We start from the raw sequence: 13,266 nt of genomic DNA on the forward strand, positions 1-13,266 counted from the left end.
AACTATACTTGGCCTTTCCTATGAGAGCTTGTATGTAGATAATTAACATGCACTATTTCATGCGCATTATATGATTTCATGATGTATTTGAAGCTTTTAAAAAAAAGAATGTGCCTTAATCTTTCTTGCATATAAGTTGGGTGCGGTAAGGGATATAAATAACAAGCTCGATAATTCCGCTGCGTTGCCATTTCACACGATTTGAAATTCCGTCTAGCTGGATATCACAGTTTTGGCCTACTGCTTGGCGAAGGCGGGTGTTTTCCTCTGCTATCTTTTGAATGACTTCATAACGGTATTTTTCAGGGTTTACTATGCTGAGGTCAGTTTCGCCGTTTATGTCCAGTTCGGTGCGACCTACTTTTTTGGCGGATTTTATGAATTTTTCCAGCGATGCTTCTTGTTCGCCTGCGGGTTTGTTGTTATTTATTTTGAGTTTTACTGAAAAGTAAAGATAGCTGGTGTCCGCTCTGGATTTGTCTTGGGAAAATACAAGCGACTTGTCTTTCGGGTCGAGTGTGCGCAGGAATTCTTCGCCGTATGCGAGTTGCAGATTGCCTTGTTTGGCTGCGGATTCAGCTAGCGCTTGCAGGCTTTCACGGATTTCCTTTTCGCGCATTCCTTTTTCACGGCTGTCGTTAATAATTTTAACTTCTTGTACTAAGAAGTCGCCTTGCTTTTTCAGCGTTACTGCTGGCATTTCATAGTAACCATCAGTCTCCATTATTCCGCTTACAATTACTTCTTCAACGCTATCATCCTGAGCTTGAATGCCAGTACAGGCTAGAACCAAGCTTGCAGCTATTATTCTTTTAAGCATAAGTATTTCCTTTTGATTTTTTGAGGCAGTTGATTGGCTTTTTGCATTTTGCTCAATGGTTATCAATAACAGGGTTAATTTTTGGCTTTTTCAACAATTGCTATTCTTTTTAGCTCACCAGAGAATGAAAAGAAAAATCTTCCCATGCTTTCATTAGCATGATGATCGGGTGGGTTTTTAAAGTTATTAACTGCCCGCACATGATAAATGTACAAGGAGGAATTATCTTTTTTAGTTAGTGTCATATTCCATGTTTCTACCCAATCACTAGTATCTTTTTCGTTGAATTCGTCTGATTCAGAGTCTTGTGAGTAAATTATGGCGTTAGTTTTGTGTTTTATGATTTTAAAACCACCAGACGCTTTTACTTCCTCGGCCGAGCCTTCCTTAGGTTGCCTGTAAACTTTTACCGTATCACCTTCAATAACTAACATAATTGAAAATTGATGTTTTCCTTCAGCAACAAATGGATAGCCATTTCCCTTAATTTGTTGAATTTGACCAACCCAAATTCCATCATAGCTACCAAGATAAAATTCTGGTTTTTCAATGTTTTTCGTTGGGGTGGCGCATCCAGAGAGGAGGACTAATGCAATAATCGATAATATGTATTTCATAGGTTTCCCATTTTATTGTTTTAACATGAGCTGGGAGCGAGTCCCAGCATGCCCATGCATCCGCAACCACCAAAACCAAAATCCATGCGCCGTTCATTGTTTTTTTGCATTAGCAAAACAATGTGCCGTTTGCGGTTGCGATGTTGGGGGGGCGCAAGTTCACCACCAACCTACATCAAGCCCAATCTATGTATTATTTCAGGTGAGCTAAAAAAATTAGCTCTTGTACTACGACTCTAAGGTCGCCACTGATTTTATCTATGTCGTTTCTACCAGATATATATCTTCTGCTGTGAGCAGATTTATCTCCAATATCCTTTAGTTTTGGTAACGCTTGTTTAGTATTTCTTCCTAAATTCCATGATGTTTCAGTCAATGTTTTTGTTATTAAATCAGAGAGATAGAGGAAGTCACCAGAAGGGCCTTTTATAGCATTTGATATGTTGTGATGCTCGAAGGATTCTATAATCAGAGTTTCAATAAGCCGTCTAATCATTACTGCACATGAGTCATACCAGCCGTTGGAGTAACTGCCATTTATCTGATGTGTAATTTTTTCTATATAGCCTCTGGTGTTTCTCACAAGAGAAAAAGGCAATATTGCTTGTCCGATGGCTTCAAGGCCTTCCTCTGGTGGTAGCAAAGTATCTATGCAGTCTTTTTCAATTGCAGAGATGAATTTCTTTATATCGTCTGATGAGAACATAAAATTATTTATTAAAATCCTTTAAATGTTTTGCCATACTTTCAAAAATTTTATCAATCTGATCTGCAGATGATTCAGGGGATATGTGAAGCTGAATATTAATATGCAACTCTGGACTACTACTGAATACTGTTTTAACCGGTCTTTGGTGATGTTGAGCTTCAACTTCCGTTGCACCATTTTCAACGGATGCTGGTCTGGTTGCTTTAGCTTCTTTTTTATTAGGTTTCGCAACTGCAGCAGTTTTACCTTTAGGGGAGGCAGGTTTTGATGCAGGCTCTTTTTTAATGAAGCATCTGCTTCTGTTAGATCAGCTTTTAGTAGTAATAGATAAAATCTTGAGAAATGCTTTGCTGCAGGCTCTCCACAGCGAGCGCTATTCATAAACCAATTAGTAAGTTTTTGAGGGTCGGCATCAGGAGTATGAAATAAATCCTTTAGCTCTTGTGGATATAACTTGTCAATTAAGGAGGAGCACACTGCCGCATATTTATGGTCGTCCCGCCATTCATATGCCAAGTCTGTTGGTTTACCATCTTCTCCAATTATGCCAATTTTTTTAAAGGGGCTGATGACGTTTGATTTGGCTGAATCCTCACCCATGGACAGTGCACTTGCAAGATAGCTGGGTGTTAATACTGTAGGTACTTTTTGCTTAAAAAGATTTCTTAATTTCCACCAGCTACTGTCTGAAATTTTTGGAAAGCCTGCGTCGCCATTTGCCATTTTGATCTCCATATAATGATTTTTAAAAAACCGCCACCAAGCCCTACCAGAAAAATCCGATACAACTCAATAGCGGTTCAGGTTTATTCACTCCGGAATATGTAATCCGTTTGTATTTAAAAATGCCCGCTTAAGCGGGCATTTTTACTATCTTGCATGCGGTATAAACATTACTCGAAATTACGCCGGTGAGCGACACATCCTGTGGTCAAACGCCTCTAATAAAATCAATAACTTAAAAAGTCAGCGACAAATGGATTGGTCAATAATACGACACATCCACTGGTCAAATCAAGGTTTAGCGACACAACAGCTGGTCTAATTTGACAATTGGCGACGCATCTTTTGGTCAAATTATTCTCTAAAAAAATTGAACAAAAATATCGGTATATAGCCAGAAAGAAAATTATTTATTGTAGTTTTTTGTGAGTTAATAAATTAGAAAAATCTATATATTTAAAAGCGAAAAAAATTGCAGAAAATTAATCTGCAATTTTTCTAAAGGTGGGAAATTTAAGCAGATTTTAAGAATAAAATTTCAGTGCGTTTGTAAAGTGGAATTTTATTTTCTGGACCAAAATAATACCGTTTAATTAATCCTCTTTTGTGTAAATTGTTGGCGTGAGTTCGGTGCATTCCTAATATTTCACCGGCTTCTAAAGCGCTAATATATTCAGATTTTATGCCTTTCACTTTTCGAATGTCAGCTGCCTTTACCAACTCCCAATAAACTAAGTTTTTATACTCCACTAGTCCGTTGGAAATCCATTCCCGTTTCAATAATATTTTATTGGTTTTTAATTCACTACAGGCTGCATCGATTGGAATGTAGTTTGAATTTTTCAAGCATCTGATCAAATTTTCAACTGAGTTTCTTGTCACATAAACTCCAGTTTTTGAATCTGGAACCCACGTTAAAACGTTTCGTTGAATGAGTATTTTTACTCGTTGTATTGATACTTTCAGGCGGTTACTTGCCTCAATTATGCTCAAATTTTGATCATTTTTCGGTATCTCTGCGATCACTATTCCCTTAAGTTTCCGTCCTGCGTTAGTAGGAGGTTTCTCGATTTTCAAAATGGTATCGCGGGTTAAGTTGCGTACGTCTTGAGCGTTAAATATACAAGTTTTTACGCTGCTATCTTTCGGTGTGGCTATCGGTTGTATATCGATTACAGCCAGTTTCGCAGTTAAATCGGTCGGGTTGACCCCCAGTTTTTTAGCCAATGTGCCAACCATAACGTACTTGGAACAAAAAATATCCAGTTGTTTTTGGGTTGTCATGTATTTGAGGGAGCCAGCTACTTTGTGCTTCTCGAACAGTAGATAGCCTGCTTTTTGTATCGAGCGAACTATTTCTGAATGAATTTTAAGGCTTTCAGCAATGTTGCCAATGGTTAATAAGTGATCAGCTTTCTGAGTCTTTATGTCTGATTTTCTCCTTCCATCAGTATAAAAAATTGTAAGGAGCTCTCTCACTGGAATTTGAATTTCTCGTTCTGTGGGGCGTGCATTATTTCTATTCAAAAGTTTGGCGGCAGTCAACGGGCTAACCGCCAGGAAAAGTGCGGCATCAGTCAAAGAAAGTTGAGAGTCCAGATCTTCTTTAGAAAAAGGAAGTTCTTTAAAATGGTTATTTAAGATATTTGCCGCCAATTTTCTCAAAGTCCCTTTACTTGCCATCAGGGGTAGTAATTTCAACTTCGGGTGCCGCTTGTCATAACTCATGAAATCGATGATGTATTCCTGAAACTCCTCCTGATTGTTGAAGTATCGGTACGTGAGATTAGCTGCTGCTGCATCATCGCTTAGGGTTCCATCCAGCCCTGATACGGTCTTGGCCCAGCTGAAGATTTGGATAAATTCTTTGGTTCCTTGATCCTGCGCACTGACAAAATCTTTAACCCAAGTGGCTACCAGGTTGGGTGTTCCGTGTTTGGGTTCTTGAGTTATATTGCCTTTACATTTGCTGCAAACACAGATTGCGCCTCTGGATACCATCATCTCCTCCTGACAGTGCGGGCATTGTGTTTGAATTGGGAGATTATGGATGTGGCAATTTGTATATGGGCGAAACATCCACAACTTCCTCAAGTACCTCTTCTCATGTAAGCAGGCAGGGCAGAATGCAGTTCCATCCTGCCTGAAGAAACTAGCTGGAAAAAAATGAAGTAGAAAACGACGCGGTGTACGGGTTGTAGGCCCTTTTCGTTCGAGAACCTCCTCAGGAGCAATGCATTTTAGGCTGAGCGCACTTACCAAATGTAGGAACTTGTCCAGGTAATTAATTAGCAGATCCAGATATAGCTGATGGACATTGAGCTTTGTTACGGAAATCATCTGGTGCACATTTTCATAACGATTACCTTCCGCCGCTCTTATGAGAATGCTAGCTGGTGATTCGTCAGCATGTGGTATCGGAGTAGATAATAAACGATGCTTTTTCATCTATCATTCCCCCATCGAACGGCTAATCCTTTTGGGTCGAGAGAAAATGGGTTCACTTTTATTAAGCTCACTTCACGAGTGATACCTGACTCCCAGCTTTCGGCCAGGTCATCAGCTTCAAGTTTGCTTTTACCGCTCTTAACTGCACGTATAATGGCATCTTTTATTAATGTCACGATATAAAACGGCATTCCTCCTGTTGCAATCCAAAACTGCTTTGCGAAGTGGTGATTAAGTAGGTTCGGGACTGCGTCAAATCCAAAAATTTCTTTGGCTCTTTTCAAAATTGGAAGAGTAAATGAAACGAATTCTCCTGGTTCAGTGCTTGTGCCAGCGCTCAAAGCATGCAGGTGATAGCGCCTCGTGAAGCGCCGGCCGATCTCCGAATCCAACGATGCAGCAAACTCCTCAGTTCCAACCAGGCAAATGGTGGTTTTGGTTCGGTTGATTAGGCTTTTGAGCCACTGACAAGTTGCTTGTTTTGCTTTCTTTGTTTTGGAGTTGTTCAGCAGGTTGTGAAATTCATCTAACAGGACCAGTGCGGTTCGAGCTTCTGCGAGGCTTATAATAAGGCGCTCGGTGATACCAAATTCGGTGCCAGCCTCAGGATTCGGGTCTCCCATTGCATGTAGCAGCGCAGAAGCCAGTTTTTTTGGTGTTGCATTCGGTGGAACTTCGGCCCAAATCACAGGTTTCTCTATGATCTCGAAATCTCCCTCAATGCGAATCGTTGCAGGATTATTTTTCTGCAAAATAGAACAGATAGTACTTTTACCTGTTCCTGAGGGACCAAGCAGTGCGCAGTTTGCCGACTCCCGGCTGAACTCCGTCAATTCCATGCATTCCTCAATGCTCTTCATTGCTTTTGAGAATGCGCTATACGGCACGATGCAAGCATCAAATTTTCTGAGTGACTCTAGTAAGGTTTTGTTAAGCATGATCATAATCCCATGAGTAATATTTCAATTGAATTTCTATTTATTTTTATCCATATTTTTTGGCGTGCTAAAGCTCTATTACTTCGTATTCGGTAATTTCGGTAGTTTTTAGGCTACTTTCAGACTTGTCTATGTATGCCCTCGTGCGAGTACTTGATACCTTCGGCTGATTTTTCTTTCTTTTTGTTGGTTCATTTTCTGGTGTCATTGTAAGCGCAGAATCAGTCTGACTAGTATTTTCATACAGGGTCGTATCCGCTGCACTCTGGCCGTTCAACGCTTTCTTCCTTTTCCTATTTGATAACGCGTCATCACGAATTTTGTTCATGAGTCGTGACAGTCCGACTTGCCATTTATGTTCGCCGATTTCTGTCATTTCAGATTTCGATAATGCGTTGAGTTCTTCACCAACCAATTTATGTTTGTTCAGAGTTAAACCGGTTGTGTAATGGGGTTCAGTTGAATTAGCCTGGATTAGAGTTCTGGCGTCAGTGGGATCTTGAACGTACACGGTTGCTAAATCCATTTCGTCTACTAGAACAACTACCTTTTTTCCTTCAAATCCTGTTAGAGCATGAGAATAATATGAAAGATTGTGAATGATTACTCGACCACGATGCACTGTTTTTAATGCAGGAACACGAGCCAAGTTTTCAATTTCTTCTGTTTCAAGCCTGAGCATCGGTGTTGTCGCAATGGATTTTTCCCACATGGCGAGTGGTGGCCGCTTTGTTTGTGAATGGGGCCTGAGGTTGTATATTTCGTTAATCCAAGTATCAATGTAATTTTTGAATTGGCATAGCGTGAATATTGCTTTTTCTTCGGACTGGTAGTCACCGCGTGCCAACACATTTGAATACGTTGTTCCCTCCATGCGTTGCGTTACCCAAAGGGTGATTGTTCTAAATAAGCTTTCAACGTTCGCTTTGTGATTCGGCTCGCGCACTTGTGAGAATTCTAACGAGATAGATAAATGGTTACATAGTTGAAAGAGTGCGGAGTTTGCAAACTCCACCCCTCGGTCGGGAATTATCAAAGCCGAAGTTCCAAACTCGACCAACATCCTTTTCACCGCTTGCAGTGTTGTGGTGGCCGACGGAGGAAACAAACTAATATAATGCCCAACGATGCGTCTCGTGTGAATGCAGGTAACTAATACAATGTAAGGCCTTCCGAGCGGCTGCAAAGTGTCAGGATCAACAATAATAACGTCAGCAAAATGTGTGTCTATTTGCACAACTGCCATCGGGCAGGGAACCACTACTTTTTTACCCGAGGCTCGGATTAATCTATTTGCTCTTTCTTTTCCGTGTTCAGCCATTAAGCGGTGGTAAAAATCAAGAGCACTAATTCTTCGTTGAATCAATCTCAGGCTTGGTATTTTAATGTTACTAACTCCTCGCTCCTGGGCGAGTGAAAGAAGTCTGTGTACTACATGTGCATGGACTTCAACGCCAATTAATTTAAAGCCGTTTTGGCGTGCATTTTCAATTTCCTCCGCAATAATCATGTCAGTCTCGCCGTCAAAACGCGCGTAAGAATTACCGCGAGTAACAGGTACTAACTTATTTTGTCCGTACCTTTGATATGCCTTAATCCATTTTCTTACGGTGTGATATGATGGTGGCATTGAGTCTTCAATGTCTTTTGCTGTTTTATATATTATATTCAATACCCATTCTTTTTTAAGGTATGAACCACAGCAGGTTATTACTGCCTTAACATATTGCATTTTTCTTGCTAGTTTTTTTATATTATTTTCATGAATGATTAATTTGGCTTCATGTATAATTGAAATTACTTTTTCCGCAAGCAGGGAGACATACTGCGTTATTGAAAGTGAATGAGTCTTTCCACCATTTACCGTTGAGTACCTTACGTGGTCGTTGTGTACATACTGAATTTCAAATTCAATATCGTTCATTAGGAACCGGGAGCCTTTAGTTGGTAGTTTAGTCGTGAGGTTCATGCTGCAATCTCCACAGTATTATTCGAGGCATCAATAAAAGAATAATGTTTGTGAAAAACGAGGTAATCGCACAGTTCACCGGGTAAACCTTCGCTTATCAATTGGAGGCGGCCTGACTGAATTTTTTTAATTTTTTTTTCGTTAAGAATCTGCATTGCCATTTTCTGTGCATCAGGACTCCAGTGATGTTGATGCCCGCGCAAATAAAACGTTTTTAGTTCGTAAAATTTGTACCTGGTAGGAAGTATGTAGCTATCAATGATGCGGAATTCAATTCCCTCCCGCTTCAAAAGCTCACTGCACAGCGCATACCGTTCGCGTTTTTCTTCAGGAAGGCCTTTGATGCTCGGTTTTACTTCAATAACCACGTGTGAACGGTCGCAACGCTCAACTAAAAAATCAGGTATTACATAGTGTTTTGCTGACAGCCTTATACGCATAGATTGAGTTATGTAGCGTGAAACTATGTTTGATGATTCGAGGCAGATGGCGGTTGCTCTTTCCAGCTCACCCTCTAGTAATAATGCTCCGCCAATCTTTCTACTGGGGAATGATGAGATAACCCTGTCTCTAGCTCCGCGGAAAACTCTTCGTTCACTTCCGTGAATAATCCCGCCTAAATCTGGTTTCAGTTTGAAAGCTTCTTTAATTTGCTTATCAAAGCCTAAATTTGTATTGTACATATGCTATTCCTCACAAAATTTAAAATATGCATCTCCCTCCCGAAAAAATGAGGGAAAAACTTGACTTCATTGTGGGGACCGTTCAGACTTTATTTGTGACAGCGGAGTCGAATGGCCCGTTTTAAAATCGGCTTTTTTCCTGCCAGAAATTAGCCGATTTTTTTTAATAATTTATTAGTTTCATACTCTTCTCCATTCCTCGTTTTATTTTGGCAAAGTGATATCCGTCAAGCAAAAAAGCTTTTTCAGGTATCCATGATTTTCAGCGGATTATTGTTTTTTAAGGCTGCTAATCCAACTGCTGTTTTTTATTCTCTAGGCTACTTTTTCATTTTCCCGCTACATTTCGATTCGTTAGAGTTTTGAAAAATTCGTTTAACGTAATTGACTATAAGCAAATTCGGTTTCGCGTGCAATAGGGAAAAATCTCGTAACCCACTGATAAATATATATTTTTCTGTATATTATATAAGTGCTTATATAATATAAGGAAAAAAATAATTAATTTTCCTATTGAAATCAGTTGTTTATATAAATTCTCAATTTTTTGTCGTTTTTTCTTTAATACTTTTTAAAAAGCCTAAATTTTTTTTAAATCCAGCCAATTTTTTTTCATAATTATTTGTTCTAGCTCGCGCGCGCGCAGAATTTGAGCAAAATATTGGTAAATACCAATATTTTCCTAAGGAGCTTATGGTTATGGCTGGTGTTTCTATTGAATGCGAGTTTTTTAAATTTGTGCGGCATTCACAATGTGCGACTTTGACCGCTGGGGTGGCGGTAGAAGAACTCGCTGTGGTTTAAATTGGTATTTGGATGCGTTTAATTTTGGTTGGTCTGCAAGAAATATTTAATCGGTGGTGAGAGCAGTTTTATTTTCTGTTTTTTTGGGGGGCAGCTCTAAAACATCTGCGAACCAATAGTTTCAAATCCATTTTTTGCTAAAAACAAAATAGCCTTGCGTTAAATCACCTAATTCCTTGCCGTTATTTTCTGTCTTCTCTCTGGAAACAATACGGTTCTGTTTTTATATACGGTATTCGGTTGTTGATCTATATTCTCAGCTGGTGCTTGATTGTTCCCTTCCTATAATAAAGTCCAAACTGACCGGATTTGTATACTCAAAGTAATCTTACTTTGAGTATACATTTTCAATATGACTAAATTTTTCAAACACTTAAGATCAGTAGCTATGTTAAATTTCCTGTTAAAGGTCATAATTGCTGATATTAAAAAAGCAGGCGAGGGAGCAGATATGAACGTTAATTGTGCTCGCAAGTTACTGAAAATATTTAGTATTCCCGGCGAGCCGTTTGAATTTGGTTGTAAAGAAACTGAGGCTCGAAAGTTCGCCAGACTTGCGAGGGAAAATTACCCAGAACAAAATGTGTGCATAGTAAGTTCCTGGGTTATTGTTGATTTTAAAAGCAATAAAAGGCGGGCACCTCCATGCGAAACGCGTTTGTATGCAGGGTGTGTTGAGCTCGATTTTGCTTCTCGTTTTGCCCATGGGCGCCGCATTCTGACCACCCCAATGATTACCATTAGCACTCCTCCTTTATTTATAACAAGTAACACTGCTTATATTTTGGTAGGGGAAGGCTCAAGAAAAGCTATTAATGCGAGAAAGATTTGTGCTGGCACGTTCTAGACTGCGTGAAGAGCTGAAACAGCCGGAGTTGAGTATTGTTGAGATTTGGTTTCCCTGCCTTAACCGCTAATTCCCGGTTCGTGCACCTCGTTAGTTTTGCCCTCCAATTAGCGCTTTTATACTTTCTACGGAATAGCTCGAATTCAGTATTACGGTGCACCGAATTTGTATACTCAATGTAGAGGTAGTTTGAGTACACAAATTTAAATTGATTATTTTTTTCAATAGGTTATCCCTCGTTTAAGCTCTGGGAATTGCTTATTGCTCTAGATTTGAGCTAATGTTTTAGAAATCGATCAGTGTAATTCTGCGATTATTAATGAGTTTATTTTGTTAAAAAACTGATCCTATATTTTCACTATTACGTGCATTACTGAAAAAATACAGGTACATAAACAGGCTCTTATCTATGACTGAAGATAATGAAAGTAAAAAAGGCTTCCGAGCTGTAATTGTTGCCCGTGAAGAGATTTTTAACTACGTAAATAGCATTGACGCAGCGAAATTCATTATTGCTCCTAGCGATAATGAAGAAAATGTTAATGCGAATTTCTTGAGGGCTGCAAAAGTGCTTTCTATAGAAGCAAAAATGCTTGCCTCTGCAAAGAAAGCAGTTCTTCAGAGTACCACTTGGGTTACTAGAGATGATTTTCAAACAATTCTAGTGTTTTCTCCAGACAATGCAGCAACACCTGAAGGTTTACTTGAAGACGGGCGGATCTTTGCTATCGAAGTGGATGGAGCGAAGTTATTTCCATTTTACGCGCTCGACCCATCATTGGGCTTTCTTCCACACAAAATATTGGCTGAAATAATTAATGTACTTGGCAATAGCAAAAATGGTTGGAGTGCAGCCTTTTGGTTCGGGTCCGTTTCGGGTTATTTGGGTGGGCCGCGTCCACAAGACTTGCTTGTCAGAAATCCCGAACTTGTTCTAGCTGCTGCACAATCTTACGCACAAGGTATAACACATGGCTAATTAGAAAAAATATTGTTATTAACTTCTACATAGCGACTATGTAGCTTAAATTTTAAAATGTTTTCTGCTAGGTATTGTGATGGATAAGATTTTTTCGCCCGACGCAGGATTTCCTTCCCCTGAGTTTTCACGGAAAATGGAAATACTTGAACAAGCAAGCGTTTTGATTGGTCGAGTTCGCGTGCGGAAGCCTGAAAAAAGCATTCTAGTAGTCGGACCTTCTGGGTCTGGTAAAACTGCTCTCTTAAATGAAATAGAGCAAATTGCAAGGCGGGAAGGCTACAAAACGATTTTCGTAAGCCTTCGTGAAGAAAAACCGCTTGCTGAATTGTTAGTTCCTGGACTGAAGAAAACGTTGTGTGAGCTTGGTGGGCTAGCTGGTGCGGGCGATGGTTCACGAGGATTGCGAGTGCTTAAAAGCTTCATTGAGTCGCAGGCTTTGAAGGTCGAAGATATCAATGCCAGCTTGAGTATTGAGCGTGAAGTAGGTTCTGCGGATGCAGGTGATTTAGAAATTGATTTGGCTATTTTGTTTGAAGCTGTTACCCAAACAGCGCTTGAGCGGCAAGTTCAAATAGCATTATTAATTGATGACATTCACTATTTGAGTTGCGTTGAATTAAGCGCTTTGATTATGGCGATGCACAAGCTCCAGCAACGCCGACTGCCCCTGGTACTTTTTGGAACTGGACTATCAACGCTTCCCAAATTAATGGGCAACTCACAGGCGTATGCAGAGCGGTTGTTCAGCTTTCCAAGTATTTAAGCTAAGTGCTTTATGATCTAATCATTTCTCAAATGTTCGATGCTCAATGCTAAAGCTAGTGCGTCATGATCAGCGCGATGCTGTACTAAATTATGCTTTTGAAATTGCTGTTCAAAAGTGGTTTTCCATGAGTTCTTATGAGCTGGGGGAATTAGCAGTTCAACGTCTTTTATTTCAATATTAAATTTACCTAATTGCGACAGCCATCTAAATTCCCAATAGGGGTTATCTGAATAAACCGCATCAAATCCTGTGAGAGCGCAGTTTAATTCCTCATAAACATGTTGGGTATCCATCCCGTGCTCTATGAGATGTGACCGTTTCAATCCGTGAATTGCTTGACTTGCCAATGACCAGTCGACCCATTCAGGTTTTGGTTTAATCAGCCAATGGAAAATTTGGCCACTTACGATTAGACCGGCTGAGATGGGGTAACTACAGTCCGAGAGACTACTAGCCTCAAAATCAAGAATGGGTGGCAGGTGCTTGAGATAATTTAATGGCATCACAGTGAAAGTCTCATAATCATTTTTGAGGCATTTACTTATGAGTTTGCATTGCTTGAAACAAATTTTGTTTACTGTATTCGGTCAAAATCAGTGTCAATTCCTGCCGCTGGAATGCTGAGAAGTGCTTGTGCAAATGATTTTTTGGCCGGTTTTGATAATGCCTCATTCAAAATTTTAAGAAGTTCGATCTCAACACTTGTATTTTCCGTGTCTGCTCTAGCTTGCAGTTCGGTAACAATCGCTTCATCGACATTGCGAACAATTAGCGTTGGCATAATAGTTTTCCTCAATGTTTAAGCTTCAAGTCATGATAACAAAAATTTTTTCTGTGACGCTCAAAATTTGGTGTTGGTAGTTGCTGATTTTGGTCTGAGATTGGCCGAGCGCTGACTCGTCCTTGGGTCAGTAATAGTAATCCGATCTATCAATCACAATTGCTTTCGTATGGAATTTC

13 protein-coding genes are annotated in these 13,266 nt (G+C 39.8%); 3 read left to right on the top strand and 10 right to left on the bottom strand.

Annotation, left to right across the window (positions count from 1 at the left end):
- Positions 1-115: 115 nt before the first annotated feature.
- The 8 genes from AAGC78_RS04840 to AAGC78_RS04875 form a co-directional block, all read right to left on the bottom strand.
- Complete coding sequence (locus AAGC78_RS04840; RefSeq protein WP_435782914.1) at positions 116-820, bottom strand: hypothetical protein; 705 nt, start codon at positions 818-820, stop codon at positions 116-118.
- A 74-nt stretch (positions 821-894) separates the two neighbouring features.
- Positions 895-1,437, bottom strand: a complete 543-nt coding sequence (locus AAGC78_RS04845) for a hypothetical protein (protein ID WP_435782915.1) — start codon at positions 1,435-1,437, stop codon at positions 895-897.
- A gap of 193 nt (positions 1,438-1,630) precedes the next feature.
- Positions 1,631-2,143 carry a hypothetical protein gene (locus AAGC78_RS04850; RefSeq protein WP_435782916.1) on the bottom strand — a complete coding sequence of 171 codons (513 nt, stop codon included), beginning with the start codon at positions 2,141-2,143 and terminating at the stop codon, positions 1,631-1,633.
- A 21-nt stretch (positions 2,144-2,164) separates the two neighbouring features.
- Positions 2,165-2,869 (bottom strand): DUF5343 domain-containing protein, encoded by a 705-nt coding sequence (locus tag AAGC78_RS04855; RefSeq protein WP_435782917.1) that lies wholly within the window; start codon positions 2,867-2,869, stop codon positions 2,165-2,167.
- 513 nt (positions 2,870-3,382) lie between these two features.
- Complete coding sequence (locus tag AAGC78_RS04860; protein ID WP_435782918.1) at positions 3,383-5,317, bottom strand: TniQ family protein; 1,935 nt, start codon at positions 5,315-5,317, stop codon at positions 3,383-3,385.
- Positions 5,314-6,255 carry a TniB family NTP-binding protein gene (locus AAGC78_RS04865; protein ID WP_435782919.1) on the bottom strand — a complete coding sequence of 314 codons (942 nt, stop codon included), beginning with the start codon at positions 6,253-6,255 and terminating at the stop codon, positions 5,314-5,316. The genes AAGC78_RS04860 and AAGC78_RS04865 overlap by 4 nt, the downstream gene beginning before the upstream one ends.
- A gap of 67 nt (positions 6,256-6,322) precedes the next feature.
- The gene (locus AAGC78_RS04870; protein ID WP_435782920.1) at positions 6,323-8,179 is read right to left on the bottom strand and encodes a Mu transposase C-terminal domain-containing protein; all 1,857 of its coding nucleotides are present in this window, start codon (positions 8,177-8,179) and stop codon (positions 6,323-6,325) included.
- A gap of 41 nt (positions 8,180-8,220) precedes the next feature.
- Positions 8,221-8,907 (bottom strand): TnsA endonuclease N-terminal domain-containing protein, encoded by a 687-nt coding sequence (locus AAGC78_RS04875; protein ID WP_435782921.1) that lies wholly within the window; start codon positions 8,905-8,907, stop codon positions 8,221-8,223.
- A 1,192-nt stretch (positions 8,908-10,099) separates the two neighbouring features.
- Here AAGC78_RS04875 and AAGC78_RS04880 point away from each other — a divergent pair.
- The 3 genes from AAGC78_RS04880 to AAGC78_RS04890 all read left to right on the top strand — a co-directional run bounded on the left by AAGC78_RS04880 (position 10,100) and on the right by AAGC78_RS04890 (position 12,303).
- Positions 10,100-10,558: a DUF6957 family protein gene (locus AAGC78_RS04880; protein ID WP_435782922.1), complete on the top strand. Its 459-nt coding sequence runs from the start codon at positions 10,100-10,102 to the stop codon at positions 10,556-10,558.
- A gap of 409 nt (positions 10,559-10,967) precedes the next feature.
- Positions 10,968-11,537 (top strand): hypothetical protein, encoded by a 570-nt coding sequence (locus tag AAGC78_RS04885; protein WP_435782923.1) that lies wholly within the window; start codon positions 10,968-10,970, stop codon positions 11,535-11,537.
- Between the two features lie 79 nt (positions 11,538-11,616).
- Positions 11,617-12,303: an ATP-binding protein gene (locus AAGC78_RS04890; protein WP_435782924.1), complete on the top strand. Its 687-nt coding sequence runs from the start codon at positions 11,617-11,619 to the stop codon at positions 12,301-12,303.
- 17 nt (positions 12,304-12,320) lie between these two features.
- Here the strand turns inward: AAGC78_RS04890 and AAGC78_RS04895 are convergent, their stop codons facing one another.
- Together AAGC78_RS04895 and AAGC78_RS04900 are read right to left on the bottom strand one after the other, a co-directional pair.
- The gene (locus AAGC78_RS04895; RefSeq protein ID WP_435782925.1) at positions 12,321-12,599 is read right to left on the bottom strand and encodes a hypothetical protein; all 279 of its coding nucleotides are present in this window, start codon (positions 12,597-12,599) and stop codon (positions 12,321-12,323) included.
- A 281-nt stretch (positions 12,600-12,880) separates the two neighbouring features.
- Positions 12,881-13,087: a FitA-like ribbon-helix-helix domain-containing protein gene (locus AAGC78_RS04900; protein WP_435782926.1), complete on the bottom strand. Its 207-nt coding sequence runs from the start codon at positions 13,085-13,087 to the stop codon at positions 12,881-12,883.
- Positions 13,088-13,266 lie beyond the last annotated feature (179 nt).

It is taken from the genome of Cellvibrio sp., from assembly GCF_039207905.1.
Classification (GTDB): domain Bacteria; phylum Pseudomonadota; class Gammaproteobacteria; order Pseudomonadales; family Cellvibrionaceae; genus Cellvibrio.